At 65.4% G+C, this 23,888-nt stretch carries 26 protein-coding genes and 1 pseudogene; 10 read left to right on the top strand and 17 right to left on the bottom strand.

Features of this window, described 5'->3' with window-relative positions; all coding sequences use genetic code 11:
* Nucleotides 1-333 precede the first annotated feature (333 nt).
* Together U9J23_RS27410 and U9J23_RS27405 are read left to right on the top strand one after the other, a co-directional pair.
* Entirely contained in the window at nucleotides 334-1,008 is a 675-nt protein-coding gene (locus U9J23_RS27410; RefSeq protein ID WP_326603404.1) for a helix-turn-helix domain-containing protein, read from the top strand.
* Complete coding sequence (locus tag U9J23_RS27405; RefSeq protein ID WP_326603403.1) at nucleotides 1,005-1,436, top strand: hypothetical protein; 432 nt, start codon at nucleotides 1,005-1,007, stop codon at nucleotides 1,434-1,436. Before U9J23_RS27410 ends, U9J23_RS27405 begins: the two co-directional genes overlap by 4 nt.
* Here U9J23_RS27405 and U9J23_RS27400 read toward each other — a convergent pair.
* From U9J23_RS27400 to U9J23_RS27375, 6 genes are all read right to left on the bottom strand, one after another.
* Nucleotides 1,411-2,787 (bottom strand): cytochrome P450, encoded by a 1,377-nt coding sequence (locus U9J23_RS27400; RefSeq protein ID WP_326603401.1) that lies wholly within the window; start codon nucleotides 2,785-2,787, stop codon nucleotides 1,411-1,413. The two genes, U9J23_RS27405 and U9J23_RS27400, sit on opposite strands and share 26 nt — an antisense overlap.
* On the bottom strand, nucleotides 2,780-3,991 hold the full coding sequence (locus U9J23_RS27395) for an MAB_1171c family putative transporter (RefSeq protein ID WP_326603399.1): 1,212 nt from the start codon (nucleotides 3,989-3,991) through the stop codon (nucleotides 2,780-2,782). Before U9J23_RS27395 ends, U9J23_RS27400 begins: the two co-directional genes overlap by 8 nt.
* A complete protein-coding gene (locus U9J23_RS27390; protein WP_326603397.1) occupies nucleotides 3,992-4,543 on the bottom strand; it encodes a hypothetical protein in 552 nt (183 codons plus the stop codon). It abuts the gene before it with no gap.
* Nucleotides 4,544-5,027: 484 nt separating this feature from the next.
* On the bottom strand, nucleotides 5,028-6,722 hold the full coding sequence (locus U9J23_RS27385) for a VWA domain-containing protein (RefSeq protein WP_326603395.1): 1,695 nt from the start codon (nucleotides 6,720-6,722) through the stop codon (nucleotides 5,028-5,030).
* Nucleotides 6,723-6,997: 275 nt separating this feature from the next.
* Complete coding sequence (locus tag U9J23_RS27380) at nucleotides 6,998-7,408, bottom strand: DUF6573 family protein (protein ID WP_326603393.1); 411 nt, start codon at nucleotides 7,406-7,408, stop codon at nucleotides 6,998-7,000.
* Nucleotides 7,409-7,772: 364 nt separating this feature from the next.
* Nucleotides 7,773-8,219 carry a hypothetical protein gene (locus U9J23_RS27375; RefSeq protein WP_193904140.1) on the bottom strand — a complete coding sequence of 149 codons (447 nt, stop codon included), beginning with the start codon at nucleotides 8,217-8,219 and terminating at the stop codon, nucleotides 7,773-7,775.
* A 292-nt stretch (nucleotides 8,220-8,511) separates the two neighbouring features.
* On the opposite strand from U9J23_RS27375, the gene U9J23_RS27370 reads away from it, so the two are divergent.
* The 3 genes from U9J23_RS27370 (at nucleotide 8,512) to U9J23_RS27360 (ending at nucleotide 10,911) form a co-directional block, all read left to right on the top strand.
* The gene (locus U9J23_RS27370) at nucleotides 8,512-9,813 is read left to right on the top strand and encodes an AAA family ATPase (protein WP_326603390.1); all 1,302 of its coding nucleotides are present in this window, start codon (nucleotides 8,512-8,514) and stop codon (nucleotides 9,811-9,813) included.
* Nucleotides 9,810-10,247, top strand: coding sequence for a hypothetical protein (locus U9J23_RS27365; RefSeq protein WP_326603388.1), 438 nt, complete (start codon nucleotides 9,810-9,812; stop codon nucleotides 10,245-10,247). Before U9J23_RS27370 ends, U9J23_RS27365 begins: the two co-directional genes overlap by 4 nt.
* 103 nt (nucleotides 10,248-10,350) lie before the next feature.
* The gene (locus U9J23_RS27360; protein ID WP_193904137.1) at nucleotides 10,351-10,911 is read left to right on the top strand and encodes a hypothetical protein; all 561 of its coding nucleotides are present in this window, start codon (nucleotides 10,351-10,353) and stop codon (nucleotides 10,909-10,911) included.
* A gap of 63 nt (nucleotides 10,912-10,974) precedes the next feature.
* On the opposite strand, the gene U9J23_RS27355 is transcribed toward U9J23_RS27360, so the two are convergent.
* The 4 genes and pseudogenes from U9J23_RS27355 to U9J23_RS27340 form a co-directional block, all read right to left on the bottom strand.
* Nucleotides 10,975-11,574, bottom strand: coding sequence for a DUF4190 domain-containing protein (locus U9J23_RS27355; RefSeq protein WP_326603385.1), 600 nt, complete (start codon nucleotides 11,572-11,574; stop codon nucleotides 10,975-10,977).
* Between the two features lie 281 nt (nucleotides 11,575-11,855).
* Nucleotides 11,856-12,200 (bottom strand): hypothetical protein, encoded by a 345-nt coding sequence (locus U9J23_RS27350; RefSeq protein ID WP_138845978.1) that lies wholly within the window; start codon nucleotides 12,198-12,200, stop codon nucleotides 11,856-11,858.
* 505 nt (nucleotides 12,201-12,705) lie between these two features.
* On the bottom strand, nucleotides 12,706-13,440 hold the full coding sequence (locus U9J23_RS27345; protein ID WP_254707621.1) for a hypothetical protein: 735 nt from the start codon (nucleotides 13,438-13,440) through the stop codon (nucleotides 12,706-12,708).
* 386 nt (nucleotides 13,441-13,826) lie between these two features.
* Nucleotides 13,827-14,579: pseudogene (locus tag U9J23_RS27340) on the bottom strand (RNA-guided endonuclease InsQ/TnpB family protein); the annotation flags it as partial.
* Here U9J23_RS27340 and U9J23_RS27335 point away from each other — a divergent pair.
* Nucleotides 14,493-14,978 (top strand): transposase, encoded by a 486-nt coding sequence (locus U9J23_RS27335; RefSeq protein ID WP_326603623.1) that lies wholly within the window; start codon nucleotides 14,493-14,495, stop codon nucleotides 14,976-14,978. The pseudogene U9J23_RS27340 and the gene U9J23_RS27335 sit on opposite strands and share 87 nt — an antisense overlap.
* 9 nt (nucleotides 14,979-14,987) lie before the next feature.
* Here the strand turns inward: U9J23_RS27335 and U9J23_RS27330 are convergent, their stop codons facing one another.
* The gene (locus tag U9J23_RS27330; protein ID WP_326603380.1) at nucleotides 14,988-15,683 is read right to left on the bottom strand and encodes a lysophospholipid acyltransferase family protein; all 696 of its coding nucleotides are present in this window, start codon (nucleotides 15,681-15,683) and stop codon (nucleotides 14,988-14,990) included.
* Between the two features lie 37 nt (nucleotides 15,684-15,720).
* Here U9J23_RS27330 and U9J23_RS27325 point away from each other — a divergent pair, with 37 nt between their 5' ends.
* Complete coding sequence (locus tag U9J23_RS27325; RefSeq protein WP_324256242.1) at nucleotides 15,721-16,269, top strand: TetR/AcrR family transcriptional regulator; 549 nt, start codon at nucleotides 15,721-15,723, stop codon at nucleotides 16,267-16,269.
* A 295-nt stretch (nucleotides 16,270-16,564) separates the two neighbouring features.
* On the opposite strand, the gene U9J23_RS27320 is transcribed toward U9J23_RS27325, so the two are convergent.
* The 5 genes from U9J23_RS27320 to U9J23_RS27300 all read right to left on the bottom strand — a co-directional run bounded on the left by U9J23_RS27320 (nucleotide 16,565) and on the right by U9J23_RS27300 (nucleotide 19,895).
* A complete protein-coding gene (locus U9J23_RS27320; protein ID WP_326603377.1) occupies nucleotides 16,565-16,900 on the bottom strand; it encodes a hypothetical protein in 336 nt (111 codons plus the stop codon).
* A 199-nt stretch (nucleotides 16,901-17,099) separates the two neighbouring features.
* Nucleotides 17,100-17,333, bottom strand: a complete 234-nt coding sequence (locus U9J23_RS27315; protein WP_138845981.1) for a hypothetical protein — start codon at nucleotides 17,331-17,333, stop codon at nucleotides 17,100-17,102.
* Nucleotides 17,334-17,417: 84 nt separating this feature from the next.
* Nucleotides 17,418-17,861 (bottom strand): hypothetical protein, encoded by a 444-nt coding sequence (locus tag U9J23_RS27310; protein ID WP_138845982.1) that lies wholly within the window; start codon nucleotides 17,859-17,861, stop codon nucleotides 17,418-17,420.
* A 299-nt stretch (nucleotides 17,862-18,160) separates the two neighbouring features.
* Complete coding sequence (locus tag U9J23_RS27305; RefSeq protein WP_326603374.1) at nucleotides 18,161-18,400, bottom strand: hypothetical protein; 240 nt, start codon at nucleotides 18,398-18,400, stop codon at nucleotides 18,161-18,163.
* Between the two features lie 88 nt (nucleotides 18,401-18,488).
* Complete coding sequence (locus U9J23_RS27300; RefSeq protein WP_229568601.1) at nucleotides 18,489-19,895, bottom strand: hypothetical protein; 1,407 nt, start codon at nucleotides 19,893-19,895, stop codon at nucleotides 18,489-18,491.
* Nucleotides 19,896-20,049: 154 nt separating this feature from the next.
* Between U9J23_RS27300 and U9J23_RS27295 the strand changes: the two genes are divergently transcribed.
* Nucleotides 20,050-20,610: a hypothetical protein gene (locus U9J23_RS27295; protein ID WP_138845985.1), complete on the top strand. Its 561-nt coding sequence runs from the start codon at nucleotides 20,050-20,052 to the stop codon at nucleotides 20,608-20,610.
* A gap of 1,068 nt (nucleotides 20,611-21,678) precedes the next feature.
* On the opposite strand, the gene U9J23_RS27290 is transcribed toward U9J23_RS27295, so the two are convergent.
* Nucleotides 21,679-21,939: a hypothetical protein gene (locus U9J23_RS27290; protein ID WP_229568599.1), complete on the bottom strand. Its 261-nt coding sequence runs from the start codon at nucleotides 21,937-21,939 to the stop codon at nucleotides 21,679-21,681.
* Between the two features lie 120 nt (nucleotides 21,940-22,059).
* Between U9J23_RS27290 and U9J23_RS27285 the strand changes: the two genes are divergently transcribed.
* Both U9J23_RS27285 and U9J23_RS27280 read left to right on the top strand, forming a co-directional pair.
* The gene (locus U9J23_RS27285) at nucleotides 22,060-23,664 is read left to right on the top strand and encodes a hypothetical protein (protein ID WP_326603370.1); all 1,605 of its coding nucleotides are present in this window, start codon (nucleotides 22,060-22,062) and stop codon (nucleotides 23,662-23,664) included.
* Nucleotides 23,657-23,869, top strand: a complete 213-nt coding sequence (locus U9J23_RS27280; RefSeq protein WP_326603369.1) for a hypothetical protein — start codon at nucleotides 23,657-23,659, stop codon at nucleotides 23,867-23,869. The genes U9J23_RS27285 and U9J23_RS27280 overlap by 8 nt, the downstream gene beginning before the upstream one ends.
* The last annotated feature ends 19 nt before the right edge of the window (nucleotides 23,870-23,888 follow it).

Genomic DNA, 23,888 nt, shown 5'->3' with positions numbered 1-23,888 from the left:
GATTCGACGCTATGAACGGGCCGCTGCTGTGTTTCAGATCTCACGCGAATCGAGCGTCCACAGTTAGTTCTCATGAACCGTGCCTGTACTGCGAGAAGCGGTCGCTTCACGTCGGACAGCCGGGAGAACAAGTGTTTCTATCGGACATAATGCTGCGCATCCGTCCCGTCGTGCAGCTTCAAAAGTGACACCCTGGCATCATTCGAACAGAGGACATGTCCAAGACAGATGTAATAGCCGCAGGTCATGTGGCGAATAAGGAGGCATGTCGATCGTGAACTTTTTTCGCCATCAATTAGCTTTGATGTCGCTTGGTCCCCTAGGCTGTGAGGCATGAAGGCGTCCAACCGCGTCCGCTTCGGACGTATCGTGCGCGAGCGCCGCGAAGCACTCGGGATGACGCAGGACGACGTCACAGCAGCTGGTGGCCCCTCGGACACCACACAGACGCGCATTGAGCGCGCGGAAGGCAGCGAGCCGACCGCCACCACCCGCAATCGCTTCGATCATGCGTTGCGATGGGAGCCGGGCAGCGCGGCACGTGTGTGGGCCGGCGGACATCCCGCCCCTCTGCCCGAACCTCCAGTCCGTCCAGCTTCCCCTGCGCCAGCGTTCGAACTCGGGCCGATGGAAGTCCCTGTTTCGCTCGAGCAGCTCACGGAACTGTTGGAGATCCTGAATTCGTTGACTGTCCTCGCCGAGGAAGACGACGGCAATCATCGGCTGGCCAGCACCACCGAGGCGTTGCAGCGCTTTGTTTCCTCCCTGACCGGGACCTGGGTCACCGACATCCTCGAACGGAACCGTAGTTCGAAGAACGGCATCCCTACCATGATCGAATTCGCGTTCAGCGCGCATCTTGCTGAACCGGTCGATCCTGAGGAACCCTCTGCCGAGGAGCGCTACTACCGGCGCTGGTTGATTGGCCGCGCAAACGGCATACCGGAAGAACTAGCGGCACGATTCGAGGAACGATTCGCTAGCCGCAGAGGAGGCATCGACTCGTGACAGCTGCCGAAGTGGCTACGCGTGTAGACCGGCTGTTCCAGCTCGCCCATGAGTTCGGACAGTCCGAGCGGTCTGCTCAGTCTGTCGCCGCAGCGGTATCCGCTGATCTGGGTACAGAGATCACCGCCGATGACATCATCGCGTTGCGCAGCGGTACCCACCCGGGCGCGGGCGATGACCTCCTCGCAGCCATCGCTCGTGAGTTCTCTGCTCCCGAGAACTACTTGATCGACCTTCCGGGGACCGCGAACTACGACCTGCAGTTCCGCGCGCTGATCGCAGCCCGCGACGCCAAACTCAACGGCATCTGCTTCCGCGGCGGCGATGGCGCCCAGAGCAGCCTCGAATCGCTGGTTACCGAACTCGAGGCGCTGGTGGACGAACACCGCCGCCGCGGCTCCATTACCTCGGACGGAACTCCAGTTTGAGCCCTGCCGGCCGCAAGGTCAGCAGTTCGGCAACCTCCAAGGAGTAGTCCGAGTCGGCCACCAGGTCGTACTGGTGCACGATCGTCGCCAGCGCGAGCTGCATCTCGTGCAACGCGAACTGCCGACCGATGCACGACCGAATCCCGGTGCCGAAAGGCTTGTAGACGTGACCGGGACGTGCCTTGACGTTCTCGGGCAGGAACCGATCCGGGTCGAAGCGCTCGGGGTCAGGCCCCCAGACCGGGTCCCGGTGCAGACGCAGCAACAGGATGAATGCCCAGTCCCCTGCCTTGAACTCGTAGCCGCCGGCCACGGTGGTGTCCTCGATTGCTTCCCGGAAGTAGCCTGGCGCTGCAGGCCACAGACGCAACGTCTCGTCGATCACTCGGCGGGTGTAGCGCAGCTTGGAAACCTGGTCGAAGGATAGCTGCGGCCGGGACCGATCCGGCCACACGGCGTCGATCTCGGCGCGAACTTGGGCGGCAACTTCCGGATGGGTGGCAAGCAGATGCAGCGCGAACGACAGCGCATTCGACGTGGTCTCGTTGCCTGCGATCAGGAAGGTGATCACCTGGTCGCGGATGTTTTCGCGGTCGAGGTTCTTCCCGGTGTCAGGGTCCGGGTTGTTGAGCATCAGGTCGAGCAGATCGGAATGTGTCCCGGTGCCCTGCAGTCGGGCGTCGATCACGTCGTCGACGACCGAGCGCAGGTAGGCGATGTCCTCGACGTTCTGGCGGGCCTCTGCGCGGCCGAGCAGCTTGCCCAGGATCGGCAGTGGGATCGACGAGCGCTGTGAGTAGTCGAGAGCGCGTTGGATGGCTGAGACGAAGGGGTCGACTTCGTCGCGGTCGAACGAGCCGAACGAGCGGCCGAATCCGCACCTGCCGATGACCTCGCTGGTCAGCTTGCTCATCTCGGATGTGACGTCGAGGGCCTGGCTCGGGCGTTGGTCCCAGGACTTGAGGAGTTCGGCGAGGGTGTCGCTCATCGTGTCGTGGTAGCCCCGCATGGCGTCCTTGGTGAACCCGGGCATGAGGACGTTGTGGGCTGCGGTCCAGGCGCCGGTTCCATTGTCTGCGGTGAACAGGCCGTTGCCGGCAAGTTCACGCAGCTGGGCGATCGGCCGGCCCACGTGCTTGCGGAATCGGGTCTCGTCGTTGAGGTCAGCCACGACGTCGGCGCCGGACGCGAAGGTCAGGTGCATGCCCATGATCGTGCGGCGGTAGATCGGGCCGAGAAGCTCGTGCATGACGAGGGTCTTCTGGTTGGGCTTGGCGCGATCCATGCCGAGTACGTCGCCGACGATGGGAAGTCGTTTGGGGGGATGCGGAATGGTGTTGTGCTCAGCCATGTGGTGTGGACAGCCCGGGCCGCCCATGTCCTTCCGTGGTTGTCTGTTCTTCGGTCTCGGTGCGGAGAGTGTGAGGAGCTAGTACCCATCCGCGGGCCAGTTCTTCAAGATCGAGATGGTTGAGGTCGGAGGGAGTGGCGGAAGACGACTCGGGAGGAGTCCCGGTGCGATAGCCCTCGATCGCCTCCTGCACCACAAGCGCTGCTGTCACGCCGACCCGGTCGCGCTCACGGATGTGCGACAGGTCGGGGGTGCGCCGGGGAATCAGTCGCGGCGGAAGATAGTCGCGAAGCCGGATTAGGGTGTCCCAGATTTCGATGCTCATTCGCTGAGCGAGCTCGTCGGCGCGGTCGGGGCGCTGTTGCAGGATGACGGTCGGCACAGCGCCGGACAGGTCGTTCCACATGGGGGTGAGACGGCGGACCTGACGGCTCGATTTGTCCAGTCCCATTCGCTCTGCCAGTCGGTTCACCAGCGGGCCGGTCAGTACGAGCGCGATGAGGGTCACTTCGGGCAAGAACAGCACATCGTTCGATTCGCTACGCCAGATTGTGAACGCGTTGCGGTGACCGCCGTAGAGGAAACAGGCGTTGATGATGCGGGTGGTGGAGTCGAGCAGGGAGATCGCGCACGCCACGACGGCCAGCGCGAATCCGACGGCCGCCAGCGCACTCTTCGTTTGCCGTGCCGCTTCGATGAGGAGCACCGCCACCGCGCTGATCGCGACGATCGTAGGGGCCGCATAGACCACCATGTAGGCGATCAGCTGCCATCCGCCATGTTGTTCGAGCGTCTGTCCGGCGGCACGGGCAGGTGCAGAGAGCGGGAAGAGCGCGAGTCCCATGGTCAAGACCACGGTATAGACGATCGGCTGCGTTTCGGGCCGGTGCCATGCGGCGGCGAGACCGGTCGTCGATCGTTCCGCAGGGGCGGCCCAGAGCGCGCATGCGCCGATGATCGCCGCACTGGCGAGCATGGCGAACATGTGGGTTGTCTGACGGATAACTGACGGATCCACGAGGTGCTCGGCCAGCTGGTCCTGGATGTGGGGGTCACGCAGGAGTGCACAGAATCCCCAGAAGACGAGCATGGTCGTCAATCGCTGGTCGAGGCGCGAGTGTAGGAACAGCGCCCGTAGCAGGGCGACGGTGAGAAGGATGATCATCATCGGCCACTCGATGGCGGCCGGCAGTGTCGAGGTCATCTATCGACCCCGAAGCAGCCGTAGCGCCCGACCGACGCGCGTGGCAACTTTCGGGTTGCTGGATCGGACACCGATGCCCAGGTGTTCGACGTCATTGCGCAGTAGGTGCAGGGCAAGGAGCTCGGCCTCCTGTTCTTCGGGTCGGTCGTAGTTTGTGCGGCCGAAGACCTTCTTCACGAGTTCGGGGTCCACGTCGGGAGCGAGTTCGCGGGCCAGGGATTGGCGATCGGTTTCACCGTCGTCGTGGTTGAACAGCAGGTGTGCGAACTCGTGGTAGGTGATGAATCGTGATCGGGTCTCAGGTGTGTCGAGGGGGTAGTAGACGATGTCGCGGTCCTCGCAGACAAGGGTCCACCCACATGGAGCGTCGACGTGCTGATCGTCCGGTCGGGGCCGAATCTCGATGGGGACGCCGCGGCGGCGAGACAACCACGTCCTGAACTCTTCGAATGACCACGGGCCGGGCATCGACTCGTGGATTTCGACAAGCAGTTCGTCGACGCGCTTCCGTGCGTTTGGGTCCGTCTGCTCACCTGGGTCGTACTGCGCCACCCCTGGTTACCTCCATCTCGCGCGCCCCCCCGGGCTATCGCTACGCGGATTGCATGGCTCGATCGTCGCTCCACCATACGATCACCGCTGCGCAGGGCATGAATCGAGGCGGGTTCGTGGGGTTCTTTCGTTGCTCCGTCAGCAGCACCTTTGGGCAATCCGAGGGCAAATTGTTGCTTTGTCCCGAATCGTTGGCGCACCCGATTGAAACATAAACTTGTGCTGGTTAAGGTGCATATGAGCCACCAGGGATGACAGGCAGCGCCATCACGAAGCAACTTTTAAGCAACATTAGGGATTTGCGTAAGCCACATCTTGTGCCATACTGATCCCGCGCCCCGAGGGGAAGCACACATACAGACCCCGGCTTGCCGGGTCGGCCGACACAGCCGTACGTGCCGCAGACGCTGAGTTCATGCGAGCGCGAGTCTTAAGAGTCCCAGCCCCCACCACACGGTGGGGGCTGAGCTATTTCCACGACCTGTCACTTCTCCGACCTCAACGCAGTCACCGCCGCAGCACCGATAAGCTGCCCGATGCGGCTCGGGTCCTCGATCACCGCGACCTCTGCCCCCACAGGCGGTGTCATCCCACCGTCCTCCGTCACAAGCCACAAGACCCGCACACCAGCAGCGATCAACCTCTCCACCTCCTCGCGCACCGCGACAGGGTTCGGAAGATCACCGTCCGTCACCACAACGACCATCCGAGCGCCCTGATCGCGACCGAGGACGAGCTCGCGGTCGAGGACGCGCAGCGCAGCCGGCAAGCCGATGGATCCCCCGCCGATCGCCGGCACAGGGACCGATCCACTCACGGCTGTGACCGGCAGCAATGACGGAGTGTGATTCCAGGTCACTGTCGCGGCCTTGCCGCCGACCTGTCGTACGGCCCGGGCCAGCGCCCATGCGGCCACCGCTGTGGGCTCAGCGAAAGGTTCCATCGACCCGGAGATGTCGAGCGCGACCCCCACGAGCAGGCTGGGTGTGTCGACCGTCCGTCGGCGGGCGTTCTCCCATGGGGTCGCGGTCGGCCGCACTCGGGCATGAATCTGTCCCTGCCTCCGTACCAGTTGCGAGGTCCGCAGGCGTCCCGGTGGGGTCGACGACGGCGTGCGGGCCACATCGACAGCACGCAATGCCGCCGACTCGAGGCTCCGAGTCAGTGCCTTCGCGTGCTTGTGATCGTCAGCAGTCGGTTGGCGTCGACGAGACTCGTGCAGTCCCTGGCGGGCGATGCGCTGGTCCTCGGCGGCCCGTGCAGTGTGGGCCTGCCGCGCTGCGCGAGCAGCCGCAGCCGCAGGGGACGGATCGACGATGCCGGCAGCCGCACGCAGCTCTCGGGCAGCGACAACAGCGACAGCAGTCAGCGCAGCCGCGAGCGGGCCGTCCCCGGGCGGGCCGTGATGCGCACCGCAGTCACCCTCACCGTCACCGTCTCCGTCGCTCGCGCTCTCGGCGTCGTCTCCGAACAGCGAGGCGATCGTCTCGGCGGCGGCGGTGATTGCCTCGGTATCACCGTCGGCCGCGGAGACCGCCCGGTCGGTCTGCTCGGCAATGACGGCGATCTGCTCCGAGGTCAACCACGGCGCCAACGCGGCGTCCAGGTCCGGCAACGACTCCTCGTCGAGCACACCAGCCAGAATGCGGCCACCGAGCAGGACCAGGGTGCGGGCGGCGTGATCGGTGCTTGTGGGATCGATCTGCCCGAGTAGGTGCAGCGCCGAGGCCTGCAACCAACGGCGCGCCTGGGGATTACTTGCGGCCACCCGGCCCTCCATGCGCGGCTCCTCGAGCAACGCTGCCCACTCTGCGACAGCGCCGTTCAACCCGTAGCGACGCGTCGTGTGGGTGGCGTGGCCTGCCTCGTGAGCGAGGACGCCGGTTAGAACCGGGAATCGCGCGCGGTCCCGCTCGTCGCGTAGATCGATGCGATCGGGGTCGGGTCGACCGGGCATCGCTTGGGTGGCGTCGAGGGTGATGCGAGCGGTGCGGTGGTTGAACACCCCTGCGGGCTGGCCGCTGCCCGGATGATGCGGGAGCACCGACACGAGGACGTCGCGGCGTGGGGTGAGAGTGTCGACCCAGTCGGTCAGCCGGGAGCCGAGCTGTCGCCACTGTGGGTGGGCCGGACTCTCCCACGCGGTGCGGGCAGTGGTAGCAGTGGCGGTGGCGGGCATTCGGTGCTCCTGGCGGTCGTGGGTTTGTGGTTGCACCGATCGTCTCGACGTCGGTCCTACAGAGTTGCAAGCGAGCGTTCCGGAGGCAGCCGGTCGGTTCCCATCGCAGGATGTGCGCCGGCGGAGGATCCACTGCGGGCGGACAGTCTTCTCGGCAGGGAACCACTATCGGCACGTCGTCGCGGCAGCCGCGATGACTCCGATTGGTCTCGTGACGCCCCGTCCCGGAACGGACTCGTTCCGGGACGGGGGACGAAGGGATACGCCCAACCGCGTCAGAGGTCCGCGGGTGCCGTGATCGTCAGCACCGGCTCGTAGTTGTCGCCGGGACCGACGGAGATGCCGAGGTTGACCGGCTCCGGCTCGTCGGCACCGCGACGGTTCGGGACGACGTACACGGTGAAGATCTGCAGGCCCGTCAGACCGAGCCGACGGGCGCGACGCAACGCCATGGCAGCCATTGTCAGTACGTCCCACTGGCGGCCGGTCTCGTCCTGCATCGCACCGTGCGCGGGGTCCCAGGCCACGGCGGCATCCCACGCGTGGGTTGCGATCGCGACCGGGTACCGGATGCCCTGTTCGGCGGCGAGCTCGGTGACATCGTGCAGAACACCGTCTGCGATCGCGTCGGCGCGACTGTAGGTGTGGATGACCTCGAGCTGGTCAATGACTCGTGCACTGCTCATCAATTCCTCCGTGGATCCGTCATGATGTCGATGGGAACGACGTTATGACGTTGTCTGCAAACGTGTTTCATAGTGAATTGGCTGCTTGGCGCGTGCCGCGGCACAGCGGATCGCGTCGATTCGGGCTTCGCCGTCGCGTCAGTGACGTTCACTTTGGCGAGGTCGGGCGGACAGCGGCAGCGCGCCTCCGATGACACATGGATCGTCCAGATCGGCCATAGCTGCTCACCGTGCACGGGTGCAGATCACGAACAGCTGAGGGCCCGAGGTGCGGCTCCGATGATGAGGTACGCCGGCCCGCGCAGCGCTGACATCGAACGCAACGCCTCCGACCCGCATGGCCGGAGACGTTGCGTTCATCGGCTCAAGCAGCCGGGGCCAACAGGACCGGACTGTCGACGGTGAACTCAGCGATGCGTGCTGCGAACAGCTCTGCCCACGCCTTCTTGCTCAACGGGGCGCGCTGACCACGGCGAATCTGCCGCTGATGCCAGTCGTTGTCGAATGCCTGACGTTCGGCGATGACGGTGCGGGCGTGGCCGACTGCCTCAGCCTCGGCAGCATCGCGAGGAGTGAGAGTGCGCGGATATCCGGAGGCAGGGCACGCCTCGATAACCTTCCGCGCCGCGTCGACGGCGCTCTTCGAATGCGGAACGCCCAGCTCGGGGGCCAGGTAGCGCATCTCGGTCATCGTGCGGGTGTCGACGACGATCGGTTCGCCAGCGGTTAGAACCCACACGGTGTGCATCTTCGGGCCGGGCGACCAGAGATCACCCACGGCGGGCTCGCCTTTGAGATCGGTGTAGTACATCGCCTGCTCCTCGTCATCTCGCGATCGTGAACGCTGCCGACGCTACGAACCACACGCGAAAGGTGTTGCACCACCGAAATTCCGGGTATACATCCGGTCATCACCGCGCCCGGACAGATCTCGTCGAACGTGGGAAAACACGCCTGGAAGTGGCTGAGAGGAAGCGCGGTCAGAGTGCCGGCAGAGCCTACGCAGCCGACCGCACCACCTTCGAGGGCTGAAACACCCTGGCGTGACCGTTCATACGTTGGTGGCACACCGATTACGACCAACACCATCAGGAGAACACGCCATGACCACGACCGTCGCCGGATTCGCCGTCCAGGATCCGAATAGCCCCGAGCAGAAGGTATACGCGGCATTCGTGTACCGCGACGGCTCGTCCTTCCGATTCGCCACGGCCTCCGGCGGCTTCGCCAACTGGGTCGGCAACCGGATGCGCGTTCAGTCCAACAAGCAGTACGCCTCGATCGACACTGCGGTCGCCGCGATGGCCGATGTATGGACGAAAAAGTGCTCGAAGGGCAGCTACGACACGGTCCTTGCAGGTCCGGTCACCTTCGACGTCGCAGCCACCGGCGAGATCGATCCCGCCGAGCTCGTCGCCGTTGCTCAACATGAGAACGCGGTGTTGTCGGCTGACGTCTCGACCGTCGAGGCCGTGGTCGCTCAGACCCTCTCCCCCGTGCCGACATCTGCCACCGCTGCCACCGCGGCGCCGTCGGCCTCGCGGGTGACCGGACTGACCGTCGACCCCAGCGAGCGCAACGGGATCGTGCTGCCGAACGGGCACACGATGTACCCGCGACAGGTCGCCGGGCATACCGACGTCGCCCTCATGCGGCATCTGCGCGCCAACTCGCCCGATCTGTTCGTACGCCTGCACGGACCCGCGGGCGGCGGTAAGTCCACCGTGCCCTACGGCGCGTTCGGCACCGACCTGGTCGTGATGCAGGGCCATGGTGATACCAACGTCTCGCACTTCGTCGGCCAGTACCTTCCGCTGCCCGATGGTGGGTTCGAATGGCGCGACGGTCCGCTGACCCGAGCGATGCGTGAAGGCAAGGTGTTCTTCCTCGACGAGGCCTCTCGCGTGCCGTCCGAGACCATGGCCGTGCTCATGTCGGTGGCCGACGGGCGCCGCACCCTGAACATCGACGATCTGCCGGGGTCCGAACCGGTCGTCGCCGCTGACGGGTTCTGGATGGTCATCGGCTACAACGAGTACGGCCAGGGCGTTCGCCCACTCGATGACGCGATCAAGCGGCGGTTCCCGATCGCGATCGAGGTTGCAGCGGACTTCACGGCCGCGGAGGCAGCCGGCGTCGACCCGAAGCTGATCAAGGTCGCCCGCAACCTGCACACCCGCAACGCCGAGGAGAAGAACGACGGTGGCCTCGGTTGCTGGGTGCCTCAGATCGCGGACCTGCTGGTCACGCAGAAGGTCCTCGACGCTGGCCTCGGATTGGAGGTTGCACTCGCGACGATGCTCTCGGCCTGCACCGACCTCGACAGCATCGAGTGCGTTCAGGACGCGATCCATGACGTCTACGGGATGGGCGTGCAACCCCTCGCGCTCGGCGGCCGCGCATGACAGTCATTCGACCGAACATGCGGCAGCAGCTTCCAGCCTGGCGCGGTGGCGCAGTGTTGCGTCCGCTCAGCGCATCCGGTGTTGACTTCGACAGATATACCCGGTTCGGGGTCATCTTCGACGACGAGCCCGACGAGGATGCGGTGGCCTACCTCGAGCAGGTCGTCGGGTACGCGTGGGCAGCGAACATGACGGGCGTGCCGACGATCGATCAAGGCAGGGTGTCAGTGCACGACACCACCGTCGTGTTCGACGCCGACATTCGGCTGCGCCGCATCAGAACCCGCACTCGCGAGGAGGCAACGCGGGCGCTCGCTGCGCAGGTACTGACGTACTACAAGGAAGGCTCACCGGTGCGCCGGGACGGACTACGGCTCGTCGACCGCCCCGATGGTGTCGACTTGCCGCCGATCGCGGGATTCGTGGTCGGGTGAATCGGCTAGCCGACCGTCCTGATGTGCAACACCCTTTGAGTGTCAGAGCGAGAGTGGTTGCACCGGTTCGGAATCGCCGAACCACCGTTCTTCAGGAGGCAGCATGTCGGTCACCTTCACCCCCGAAATCGAGCCCACCGGCTTCGACGTCACCGACGGTGAAGGTGGCCGGGAACAGCACGCCACCCGTGAGGCCGCGTACGCCCGCGTGGCCGAACTTGAGACCACCCGGGAGCCGCTACCCGGTTGCACCGATCCCAAGGCTGTTCGCACCTACGGGGCGTACCTGGTCGAACCGGTGCACGGCGACCAAGAGATTCCATGGGTGAATGCGTCGAACGCGAACGCCCGTCACCTGCTGCGGTTACTCGGTCTGCTCCCCGGGCTCGACGCGGGCGACGTCGTCGGCACGAACGACAGCCACGAGGTGCAGACCGCTGGTGAGGACGATCTATGGGGTGAGGAGTCCTGCGAGCAGTTCCTCGGACGCACACTCCTCGCACTGGCCACACCCACGTCCGCTGGTGTACCGGCCCGCACGATCGGTCCTCGGATGATCGACTGCGGTCGCGCCGAGGGCTACGACAGTCGTCGACTCACCCAACTGCACGATCTCGCGGTCTGGGCACTCGAGCACGGTGCCAGCCGCATCACCTGGGCGTGACCCCTGTAAACGGGCGTGCCCGCCCCTTCCGGGGCGGGCACGTTACGGGGACGTCGGGGCCGCTCAGATAGTGACGGCCTCGACGGCGACAATGACGACGATGATCCAAGCGACTACCGAGATGTAGCCGAGCACCAAACCTGCGATGGCCAGGCCGCGACCGTTCTCACCTGTTCGGTTGATCTGGCTCAGTGCGATGTGCCCGAACACCACCACAAGAACGCCACCGAGCAGGCCGAACACCAGGGCGAGAATCGCGAGAATATTGGTGGACTGTGAACGCATCGGAGCGCCGTACACGGGCTCTCCCTGTGCCGTGTACCCGACGATGGGAGCGACCAGCGTACTGGCAGACGATGTCGCCGGCCGACTCGATGCCTGCACGATTGCGATGATCCCGCCCACAACAAGTGCCAACAAACCGCCGAGCCGGACGAGGAAAAGCAGAGTGAACAACACGGGGGCGCCTGTGGCGGCGTAGAAGAAGGAAATCGCGCCGACAGCGAGAAACGCGGGAGTGAGCAGCTGCCACCATTGCAGGCGGCCGTCTTCTTCCCGATAGGTTGTGTAGGCGTAATAGCCCAGGACAGCAGCGATCCCCAGTGCGATGACCCCAGGGACAGCCATCAGGGGCTCGGGTATACCCCTGTAGACCAAGAGCATGACGATAGATCCTAGGAAGGCACCCAATCCGAGGAACAGCACGATCTTCCCGAGTTGGGCAGCACGAGGCGGAGCCGCTGCGGCATCAGCATCCGACCGAGGTTGCGCTGCGGGATATGAAGGATTCGAGGATATTCGAGCATCGTGCAGGCATTTTAGAGTCCCGGACGGGGGACACACTCGGGATGTAGTTCGATCGAATTACATCCGAGTGCATCACCTCAAGCCGATATGCCGGTGGGCCGCCCTCGCACGAGAGCGGCCCACCGTAATTGCGGGCATCAGAAGCGAGCAAGCTCTACCCGATAGATCCCGCCCTCGGGGTTGATCGGTTCGAAGCGGTCGGCGATGGCACCGCGCAGGTTCGTCACGTACACCGCGACGTCCTCGGCCTGGTCCTCAACCTGTTCCATCAGCGACGTGCCGTCGGCAGCGGTGACATCGGCAAGGGCGTGGTGCGGGCCCTGGTCACTCCAGTCGAGCAGCAGGTGCGCTGCGGCCGGGACTGCTTCACACAGCAGCGCGGCGATCAGCGCCATGCTGGTCGTCTCGATCTCGAGATTCGCCTGAGATTGCTCTTCGTAGAGGTTGCGGAGGTGGGTTTCAAGGTCAGCGATGGTGGCCATACGGTTCTCCTGGGCGAACTCGGCGGATTGGATTCGACCGCCACGCTATGAACGCGACGGCGCCGTGTTGCATCGCTACTCATCGACACGGACCAGGGGTTTATATCGCTCTTCGGCAGGGAACTTTGGAAGGCCGTGGCGGTGTCGCAGCCGAAAACGGTGCTCATTGCGCCCCAGAATCGTCACCGTCCGGAAGCCGGACAGCACGAGAGAGTCTCGGCCCGCGCAGAGTAAACACTGCCCAATGCCGCGGTACCCGCGGTCGACCTCGCCAGCCTGGTCATTGGCGGTACGAAGGATCTGGTCTGCGGCATTGTCACTGTCAGGTCGCATTCAAGTGCCCCTGGGGTCACCGATGCCGGATGGGACGGTAGCGCGGCGGCGAACACGGTCCGCGCCGACCCGATGAGGTCCCGGATCCGGGGTACGACCAAGGGCAGCGAGAACGGTCAGCAGGGAGTAGGCGACGGCGGTGCCAACGAAGTACCTGCCCGGTGGGGGCCGCTCACGACTGGGCGCGTCGTTGGCGGCGCTCCCTCTGCCGCTGCTTCATTCGGGCTACGTGTGCCTGCTGCCATTTCTTGTGCTTGCGCTGGTGTTCCGCTTCGGCCTCGTCGAATATCGGGCGTGCTTCGGCGCGCTGCTTGGCGAGTTCCTCCGCGGGGCGGGGGCCGCGCTCGATCGTCGGCAGCAGGTTGCCGGCGAGGTGCTCGACGACGAGCTGGTCGAACTTCCAGACCGGACAGCCCTGCTCGGCGAGCATCGCCACGGCCTCGGGACCATCGTCGATCCAAGCCACAACCGGTGACTGGTCCTCGTACTTGTCGACCCACTTCCACCAGTGCCGGCGCTTGATGTCGAGGGACGGGCGGACGGTGCCATCGGTCCAGAATTCGCGGCACTCGATATGCCCCGGAGGCAGGGACTTCTGCCGAATCCAGTAGTCGGTGGTCGGCATGAACGTGTCGAGACGCGTGGTGGTGTACGCGATGGTGAAGCCTGCGTCGACGAGGTCGCGGACGAGACGGCCGCCGGCTCGGTTGAGTGCGGCGTCGCCGAAGTGACTGTGGAAGGCCTTCCAGTCCCGGTCCTTGTACTTGGGGGCCTGAATCAGGTGGGCGAACTCATCCATGTTGGCCAGCGGGCCATCGATGTCGATGACCACGGTCGGGCCAGGCGCGGGCGGGTCTACCCAAGGGGTCGGGCGGTCGAGAAACCGTCCCTTGTTCGGCTGACCCACTCTCATCCTCCAGCTGTCGTGTCGTAACGCACCCATGAGAGTAATGGGGTTGACGCAACAAACCGGAAACGGCCCGCGCGTTTCTCCAATGGCAATGCGCTGCGTCTTCACGCCCGGAGTGGCCGCGGGACGATCTGGTCCAGCCACTCGATCAGTCCCGGGCGGGAATGCCATTACCCGCGGCTTCGACCGATGCTCTTGGACGACACAGGCACTCACCGGGAACCCTCGGGACAGCGCACCAGCAAGTGCGGCCAAGTCTCAGGTCGCAAATACCGCTTCCCACGAGCATGGCGGGCTTACCCCTACGCCCCGGTTCCACACGCCGGATCTGCGTGTCGGTGCGGTACTCCTGAGATTCGCCCCCGCCACAAGCTGAAATCCGGCTATCGGTCGAGTCGCTTCAATTGGCCGTGGAACGATTCCTTCGACTTTTGACGTCCTCCTCGGTCCGAAGTCCGAGGATTCCTACCAACGCCCGTGGCGCTCTCGGTGGGTTCCTGTTTCATCGAGTCGTGCTCCCCGTTATGTGGGAGGCTTACCGTCTCTCCGCAGGCGTTTTGCCTCTCCGCCCGTCCGGCGGCGAGGATGTTTCGTGCAGCGTTCAGATCCCGGTCATGAACTGCTCCGCACGGGCAAGTCCAGGTCCGGACCGACAGCGGCTTCGGTCCGTCGATCCGACCGCACGTCGAGCAAGTCTGGGACGACGGGAAGAACCGATTTACCTTTCCGACCACTCGTCCGTACCGGGCGGCTTTCTCCTCAAGCAACCGGATAAACGTGGCCCACCCAGCGTCGTGCACCGATTTCGCCAGGTGGGTCCGCGCCAACCCCGTGACACACAGATCCTCGACGTACATCGCTTGGTTCTCGCGGATGATCGTCGTGGAGTGTTTGTGTGCCCAGTCCTTGCGGGCATCAGACACCCTGGCATGAGCCCTCGCAACGCGCAATCGCGCCTTGGCTCGGTTCCTGCTGCCCTTCTCCTTCCTGGACAGATCCTGTTGCGCCTTGCGGAGTTTACGTTCGGCGCGGCGGAAGAACTTCGGAGAATCGATGATCGTGCCGTTGGAAAGGACCGCGAACGTTGTCAACCCCAGATCGATTCCGACCTCGGCGTCGAGTTCGGGCAAGGGCTCGACGCCTGCGGCACGACGCTGCCGACGATCCAGGGTGTCGGCACTGTAACCGCGTGCCGCATCCTCGCCCGCACCGGCAATCCGATGCGGTTCCCGAACGAGGCCGCGTACGCCAACTACACCGGCACCGCGCCCGTCGAGGTCGCCAGCGCCGACAAACAACGGCACCGGCTCTCCCGCAGCGGAGATCGGGCACTCAACTCCGCCATCCACATCGTCGCCGTCACGCAAGCCCGGACCCCGAGCAGCCCCGGCTACGAATATCACCGCCGCAAGCTCGACGAAGGAAAGACATCCCGCGAGGCGATGCGCTGCCTCAAAAGACAAATCGCGAAGAGGCTCTGGCGGACAGTGCGCGCCGACACCGAAGACCGGCTGAGACAACCGGTGGCCGCCTGACAGCGCCCATCAGGCCGCATCTGGTTGGTCTGCCGGCGGATTCCACTGCCTCGCATAAGCGTCGACGTATTGCTGCCCTGTTCGGGCACCGATCATGCGCATCAACTCGTCCGTGGCTGCTCGGACACCGGTCGCGCCCGCGTCGCGGAACGGGTCCAGGTCCAAGGGCTCGAGGACCTCGACCACCACTCGGCGGCGCCACCATGGAACGGACGGGTCCGGCCGGGTCCCCGTGATTGCCACTGGCACCAGAGGAACGTCGGTGTCCATCGCGACACGGACAGCGCCCGTCCGCCCGCGATACAGGCGACCGTCAGGTGAGCGTGTTCCTTCAGGGTGGATTCCCCACGCCCCGCCTTGCTCGACGATCCGAGTCGCGGCTTCGAGCGCTGGCGACGCTGTGGCCCCTCCTCGTCGGTCGACCGGAATCTGGCCCACGGCCGAGAAGAAACCCCGCTGGAGACGGCCGGTGACACCACCTCGGTCGAAGTACTCACGCTTCGCCAGGAAGGTGATCTGCCTGCGAGCGGCAAGAGTCAGATAGAACGAATCGAGAACGGCGAGGTGATTGGCCGCCACGATGACCGGGCCGCGCCGCGGAATATTGCCACGCCCTACGATCTTCGGGCGACCCCGCAAATACAGCGCGGGCCCGATCAAGGCGTAACGACACAGCCGATAGAAGCAAGCACTCCACAAGCGCATAGACAGTGTCTACACGACGATGAGAGACACTGTCTACGTGACTGTGGAAGATACGAGGTCGGCCTTGGTGAGAGCTGGCGTCGAGCTACTCGAAGAGACAGGCTCAGCCGACGTCGGCCTACGGGCGATCGCCCGGCGAGCTGGTGTTTCCCACGGCGCGCCGCGACGATGGTTCCCGACCCACCGCAGTCTTCTTGCCGCGATAGCCGAAGTCGGCTTGCGTGACCTCGCCGCCGCGCTCGCCGGCGCAGCCCAGCAATCACGGAACGGACTTACCGAAATTGCGGCCGCCTACGTCGATTTCGCTCGCCGCCGGCCAGCAATGTTCACACTGATCTTCCGCCACGACCTACTCGAAGGGTCCGGGGCGCAGTTGCGAAACACGTCACAGCCACTGTTCAACTGGCTGGTAGCGATGATCAAGGAGTCCGCCGACGTCCGCGACCCCCAGCAGAGTGCTGCCGCGCTATGGGTCGGAATCCACGGGATCGCCGTGCTCTCGTCGACCGGCTCACTAGGGGTCGCAGCCGGAGGCGTGGACGTGAGCGAGTTGATCACCCGAATCGTGCACGGCAGTCTTCGTTGATCGGGTGAATCCAAAGAGGCGAGGGGCAGAAGAACGGTGCGGGCCGATGCTTCCCTCATCGACCCGCACCAAACTCGACCGCCGGCCTTCGAACGAATCTCCACTTGACGAACACAGAGGAACCCTCGCTGGCCGACACCAGGCTTTGGCCTGCTGCGATGTTCGAAGGATCCTGCAATTGACAAACACACAGGAACCCCCAGGACGGTCGTAATCGAGGGCACACGCGGCCGGTCCCCCACAAACCGGCCGTACATCCGCCCCCACTCGGTGGCGTGTGCGAGCTTGGGCTGGGTCATGATGCCGCCCGCGGGATCCGAATCGGTTCGGACGTCGGGGTTAGCAGGGGAAGCGGGATGGGCGGTGCGAGGGGCGCGGTGAGGGCGGCGTCGACGTCGATGACGTACCGGCCTGTTGGCGGATGCGCTGCGGAGAACGCTGCGATGACGTCTGCGTCGAGTTCCAGCGCGTCGAGTGCTGCGTACTTTCCCATGGTGAGCACGACCATCGTGTCCCAGGTGGGCGTCTCGGTGAAGTCCGCGAGCTCCAGGGTGATGGTGGTTGCCTCGGGTACGACGAGAAGCACCGCAGTAACAAGATCAAGTTCGGTTTTGTCGGTAGGTGTGTGCACCGTGACTCTCCGTTCAATGCGGGGGGTGTGAGCAGATCCGATGCACAAAATGTAGGGCCGCCCCTCTCCAAATGTTGCACAGCCACAGACGCCGAAGCTTGTGCCCGTTCCCAGGCAAGACGACGCCTCAGGAACCGACGGACAGCGCCTGGCCGGCCGTGCCCATGCAGCAGTTCCCTGCGACGGGCGGCAGCGCCGGTCACTCGTCGATGAGCACCGCCTCAACGATTGCGCTGATGACCTCGTTGTGGCGCTCCATGTCCTCGTACAAGCGCCCCTCACTGTCCCCGTGCTCGTTAATGAGGGTGGTGATCGCGTCGGGAGGGCGGCCGGCCAACCCGCGGTCGACCTCGACGATTTCCTCGGGTGTGTAGTCGCGCTTGTAGACGACAGTCTCGGTGATGGTGACGCGGATCAGTGGCTGATCGCTCATGCGGACTCCTGGGCGGGTGAAGCGAGACGGGTGGTTGGAGGCCGCTGCGCCCCGCCCCGGGGGGCCGGGCGAGGCGCAGCGGGGTCAGGCGGCCAGAGCGGCGACGGAACGCTCGGCGAGGCGGATTTCGCTGGCCAGGGCCTTGAGGTAGACGGCGTTGCGCGGGGGCAAGGGCTGACCGTTCTCGCGGAGGCGACGCTCGACGCGGGCCTGGTCGATCGCGTCGCGCAGCCGGCGGGTGGCGTCGTGGTGGACGTGGCCGCGGAGCTGCCGGAGATCGATGTTCATCGCGTCCCACAGGCGCTGGTGGCTGCGGCTCCACACGGTGGCGGTGCCAGCGGAGGGGCGGGCGCGCAGCAGACGGGCGGCGGCGGTCGCCGCGGCGATGAACAGCTTGTGCTTGGAGGCGGTGATGGCCGGGTCAACCCCGAGGAACGCACCGTCGACGTCGACGAGGTAGCCCGTCTCGGTGTCGATGCCGTGAATTTCAGCGAAGTCAGACTTGGTGGGGATCACGGGAGCAGGCATGGTGGGCAACTTCTTTCGGTCGTTCTCGGTGCTGACGGGAACGACTTTGCCGACCAGGGTGGAGAGTGTTGCAGTCGGGATTGACCGCACTACGGTCGGGATACGCACGCTGACAAGCAGGTTCACCTCGGGGTACCTGCCTCTTGGATGCGGGCAACCGTCATCGTTGGCGGCTCTTTTGGTCTCGGTGGACGCTGCGATGGTCCCCGCGGTGGTGGTGGTGTGAAGATACCGGAGGCTACGTGGATTCACGTGTATCGGTGCAGGTGCCGCCCTGTTCTCACGCGGGCGTAGTTGTGTCAGACGCTCGACGCGACCACGGCATAGGCCGCCAGGAACATCAGGGCGACGACGCTGACGCCGGCGACAATGCTCGCCGAAGTCGGGTGGTGCGCCATCCACTTATCCAGACGCGCGAGCAGCTCCTCTTCGAGCGTGGGCCGGGGAGCCACCGCGGGCCTCACCACGTTGATGTGAGTTCGGCGGTGTACGGCGAGCTCGGCAGGTCGGCGGGTTGTGGTGTAGGGCAGGTGCGCCATCGTGGATTCCCCTTTGGGCTCAGTCGATCTCGGTCGATTGAGACGTTAGAAACGGGAATCCGCGGTGTTGCAGCTGCAACAGCCGGGTTTAGGCGGTGGCGCAAAGACCCAAGATCAGGTGCCGGTGCTCGGGATCGGCGCGGTAACCGTGGCGGCCCTTGAGTCCCCCATGGGAGCCCCCGAACACCGATTCCATCCCCATCGACAGCACCTCGGTGTGTACCGACGACTGGTACTGCTTTCCGACGTAGACGTCGACGAAGTCATCGGGGCGCACGTACTCCCCCTTCGCGTACTGCTGCAACGTATGCGGGATCCCGTCTACTGAGGTCGTGCGGCGTTCCCGGAAGCTCAGGCACGCAGCGGTCGCCGCGACGTTGAATGTCTCGACGCGGTGTGACATCTCGTGGATCGCCGTGCGGTGGGTGTCCTCGGCGCTCGATGCGGAGCTGGGAACCCGCAGCTCCGACATCGTCACGGTGCCCTTGTAGGTCATGCGCAGCTTCCATCCCCAGCGACGCGTTTCCGGGTCCCGGACAGCGACCCACTTCGGGTCGCCGTCGGGCCAATCGAGTTCACGCATCCGGTCGACGGTCGACTTCTCCGGTGCCGGCGGCATCTCCTTGCGGGTTGCCCAGGTCTGCTCGGACGTCGGGTCGTCGCTGTAGTCGTAGTCGGTGTTCTCGGAGACACGCACTCTCGATTGGTGCTGGTAGTACGCGCGGTCCTTGGACTCCTTGACGATCATTCGGCGGCTGTTGTTGGACGCGGTCATCCAGTCTGCTGGGAAGACGGTGGAGGCTGCGGCGGTGACCTGCTGTGCCCGTTTCGTGGTGCTCTGGTGGACATCGGGTACGACGGTGCCGTACTCGCGGTAGCGGCCGAGCACTTCTGCAGCGACGCGGCCTTCGGCGGCACCGTGTGCGAGCCGACGCCGTTCGATCTCCGCGGCAGTGGCCTGCAGTGTTCGGCTTCGCTGGTTGAAGTCATTGACGAGCTCGTCGATCTCGTCGAGGTACTGGACGCGTTCCGGCGGCGGTAGTCGTCGTAGCTTGGCCGTGAGGTCATGCACTCGCTGCTCTACGGCACGTTTCTCCCGGGCGTGCTCGATGACGGCTGCCTCGAGCGCGGCGGCGTCGGCGTCGAGTCGGTCGAGTTCGGTCGGGTCGAGGCGGGCAGCGATCTCGGCGTCGACCTGGGTGGCCACGAGCTCGCCGGCGTAGCGGACAGCAGATTCATACCGGCGGAGCGTCTCGACGTTCTGGTTGCCAGCGAACGCGTCGAACAGGGCGCTCGCTGCGGCGCATGCCTCGCGCACTTGCTCGTCTGTCGCGATCGCCGAGTGGTCGCCATGTGTGGGTTCGGGTCCGGCGGGATCGGCGATGGTCGCGGCCTTCTGCGCCGCGTAGAGCGCACGCCGGTATTCGCGGCGCCGTTCGCCGCGCTGTGAGGGGCATCGACGTGGCCCGCCCGGATCGTTGATCCCGTCACACACGAATGTCTCTCCCTGTTTCCCGACCGGCTCTACCTGTGCTTTCGGTGTCCCCACCGTCTGCGGGAGGAGGTCGCGAGGTGATGGAGTAGGTGCAACGCGCGCAACGGTGCAAGATTGCGTAACCACCGCTACGAGCCGTCAACGAAAGGACCGCATGCCGCCGCGCGACCAGCTCGCCGACCTCAGCGATTCGGAGTTCGTGCGCGCAATACTCACCGAACTCGACCGCCGCCCAGCCTTCGCGACCGTCCGCGACCAGCTCGCGACTCTGCTGGCGATGGGCCCGACGCTGACCGCCGTCACCGAGGCCGGCGTCGGACAGCTCGTCGAGCAGGCCCTCGCAGCCGCCCGCGCCGCGATCGCGGAACAGAACGTCGTGCTCGGCCAACCCATGCTCACCGCGGTGGACGTCGCCGAAGCGGTCGGTGCGCGCGGATCGAGCAACCGCGCTGTCGCGTCGCGCCTGCGTTCGCGCGGCGAGATCGTCGGTGTGGAGGTACAGGGCCGATTTCTGTTCCCGGCGTTCCAGTTCGATCTCGCCCGGGCGCGGGTCCACCCGGTGGTGGCGGAAGTAAACCGGCAGGTCACCGAGCACGGCGATGGATGGGCGGTTGCCCGTTGGTGGATGACCACAGTCGACGGGCATACCCCTGTCGAGCTCATCGAGCGCGACCCGGAGTTGCTGCGCGCGCGGGCGGCGCAGTTCTGCGGGTAGCCCATCCCCGCCGGCGCCCACAAGGTTCCGGCAGCGTGGGGCACAGCCCTGCTTCCGGCGCGGCGGGCGTCGACGATTCATGGGCCGAATAGGACCATGAACGTTCTCCACCCTTCGCGGACAGAGCGATCAAGCGTCGGACCAGCGCGTTTTCTGGGCTCCGTGGATGCCACATCGAGTGGTCCCTGAGGTGCTGCCGCCCAGTACAGCCCCTTTGCCTCGCTCTGGAGAGCTCTCACCCGGTCGCTGGGTAGACACTCCCTTTCGCAGGTTCACGCTGAATAGGTGAAAATCTCACTCTCGGAAATGGCTGCCTTCGCTAAACGAGAAGGAGTGACGCTACGAGAAGTGCCCGCAGCGCCTGAACGATTCCTTGCTGACCTGCCGGGTCAACTCACTTTCTGTCGGTCCGAATTTCCCGGGCTTCTGCCATGTATCTGGGCCGGGAATCGCCGCTTCGTTCAACGACGCACCGCACGTCCCGACCTTCGCGTTCGTCGTACCGGCCGGCGGCACCGGCCCTGTTGACATCACGATCAGGACCGACAGGGATCGGATCGAGGCCTGGTGGTTCTACGACTGCTCGATCCTGCAGCTCTGAGGCGATCGCCATCGGCGGAACCGGTCTCACTTGCACGGTCGGACAGCTGAGGCGGGGCACCATTGGTCGACTTCGAGGTAGCCGCGGCCGTTGCCGGTCGGGATCTGGAACGAAACGCGACAGATCCAGCCCCCCGTATTCACCCGCGCCCACGCCGACAAGGCCCCCGGTACCTGGAGGTCCAGGGCGAGTCCTTCCGCGCGCACTCGAAGTGGCAGCTCGTTGGCACGGCGTCCGTCGGTGGAGCCGATAGCGGAGGCGATGTGCACGATCACTGGCGTCGGCGGGTCCACGACGCGGTACGGCGGAGGACCTAACCCAGACGGCCAGTGATCGAACATGTATTCGATTTTAATTCTCGACCTCGGCCGGGGATGACAGCCCAGCCGAAGACGCCGCGTCAGTTCGTCAGCTGCGGGGTTGAAGGCAGAGCACCCGGGCTGGGGCGGGTGCATTGCTGCGTCGTATCAGTCCAGGAGTTCGACGACTTCGGTTGTGTAGAAGTCGCTCGGGTGCCGGGTGAAGTACTCGTCGATCGCTGCACTCGGACTGTCGGGGACCGGGCCGGGCTCGTCTGCGAGTTCATGCCACCACGTCTCCACGTGTTCGCGCAGCACGCGCTGAGCGCCAGCCTCGGTGCGGTGGGTCGACACGGTGGTGCCGTGCCGGTGGTCGATGGTCACGACGGTCACCGATTCACGTTCGGTGGACGGGTCAGTACTGGTCATGACAGAGAACGCTACGACCGCACCCATCGGGTGTTGCGCCGGAAAGTCGGCCGCCTGGCGGTGGTGAACGGCGTTTCTACGGTGTGCGCGACCCGCACCCACAGACCAGGAGGACCCGCAGTGTGCCGTGTCGGCAGACGGTGCTTCCCCCACACCGCTGATCGTCTCGACCGCGCCGAGCAGGAGGTTCGACGGCTGCAGCTCACCCACGATGCGCGACTGGCGACCGCAGCACGGCAACCGACGTCCCAGGCATGGCTCGACCAGTCCGCCGGCGAGCTCGACCAAGCACGACGCAAACTTCAGCAGCAACGCATCGACCTTGCGTCCACCGCCCGCGGCGTGCACAACCTGATGCTCGAGGCCCACGCCCACGAACAGTGCGGACAGCCAGAGCAGGCCGCCGAACTCCGCCGGCTCGTCACGCGTGGGCTCGCGCGCCGCCGAGCTGCCGACATCGCGGCGAACCCGGCAGCGGCCGATGGATGGACACCTCCGCAGGTCCGAGGTGGCGGCGATCGCTGTCCCGCGTGCGGCCAGTTCGCCGCGGCCTCCCACCGTTGCCCATCGGTCATCCTCGACGCCCGCCGCCTCGCCCTTACCGCCAGCACCCACCTTCCGCCCCCGACACCAGCGACCACCGCAGCCGGAACCGCTGCTGCGCAATCCCTGTCGACCAGCCTGTATCAGGACATTCCGCTGACCGCCGCCGACGCCGACGCGATCACCACCGTGTGCCGGGACGACCGGTACGGGCCACTCCCCCAGGGCTTGCCGGAGATCCCCCGCCGGGCGGACGGGTCACTGGATACAAACAGCGCCGAGTTCGCAGCGCATCGGGACATGGCACTCGATCGGGCACAGCGGGCGTGCATCGAGGACGACCACATCGACGGCGAGCCTGTGCCGGTCGTGCTGTCGCAGGGCGCGCTCGAGCCGTTCGCGGTACCGGTCAAGCGTGACAATGCTGCCCGACTGGGGGACGAGCTGGCCGCCGTCGAGGACCGCGAACTGTTCGATGACGCAGAGTGCGCAGCGCTGGCGGCACCCGATCGAGCGCAATGGGGTCAGTCTGCGGCCGGGTTGTGCTGGCGGACAGCCAACGACGAACCGTGGCGGCAGATCGGGACCGGCGAGCGGGTCGATCACCGCATGGTGACCCCGAGCGAGACGGGATCTGTCGCGGTCCTTGCTCGGCGCACGGTCGCCTCGCAGGCGATGTCGGCGTGGGCTGCGCACACAGAGCGCGACATGTCACCCGCGGCGGTGCATATGCAGTCCGCGGTCCGGGATGTATTCGTCCATCCCGACGCCGACCTTCCCCAGTCGGTGGAAGCGCGGCGGGCCCGGGCGGTGGTGCAGGCCCAGTACGCGCTCACGCAAAGGCATCTCGCCGCGCGTGGGATTTCCGAGGTGTCGATCTCGCGTGGGATGTGGTTTCCGACCGGCTCCCCTGCTCCTGCGTGGGTGCCGGCGGTGAAAGGTGATCGACAGCCGGCGGATCTGACGTTGAACCCGGCGGCGTCGTTCACCCTTCGCGGTGAGGTGTCGTCCTACTTCGCCCGCCGCGAGTGGGACGACGATGAGTACGTGTCGGTGCGGCTGCACGGCACCGTCCATGCCTCGCGGATCCTGTCGTTGCCCCGAACGGGAATGGGATGCTTGTCCGAGGAAGAGGTCATCGTGGTCGGTGGCCGTGCACAGTGGGAGGTTGAGCGTGTCTGAGCGAGCGCGGCGCCCGTTCCCGACGTTCTGGGACATGCGGGCCTGGGATGTTCGCACGGCGGACGGGACGCTGGTCACCACGGTTTCCGCGCTGGGACAGGTGTTGGGGATGTCCCCTTCCGAGGCTGTGCAGTGGGTCCGCGCGCAGGAAGGGCAGCGGGCGATGCCCCAGGAATTGATCACCGAGGCCCGAACCGCCCACTGACCGGAGACCGGACTATTTC

The sequence above is a fragment of the Rhodococcus sp. PD04 genome, assembly GCF_035918275.1.
GTDB classification, from domain to species: domain Bacteria; phylum Actinomycetota; class Actinomycetes; order Mycobacteriales; family Mycobacteriaceae; genus Rhodococcus; species Rhodococcus rhodochrous.
The sequence above is the reverse complement of the archived record's forward strand: the minus strand, read 5'-3'. Positions and strand labels throughout refer to the sequence as shown.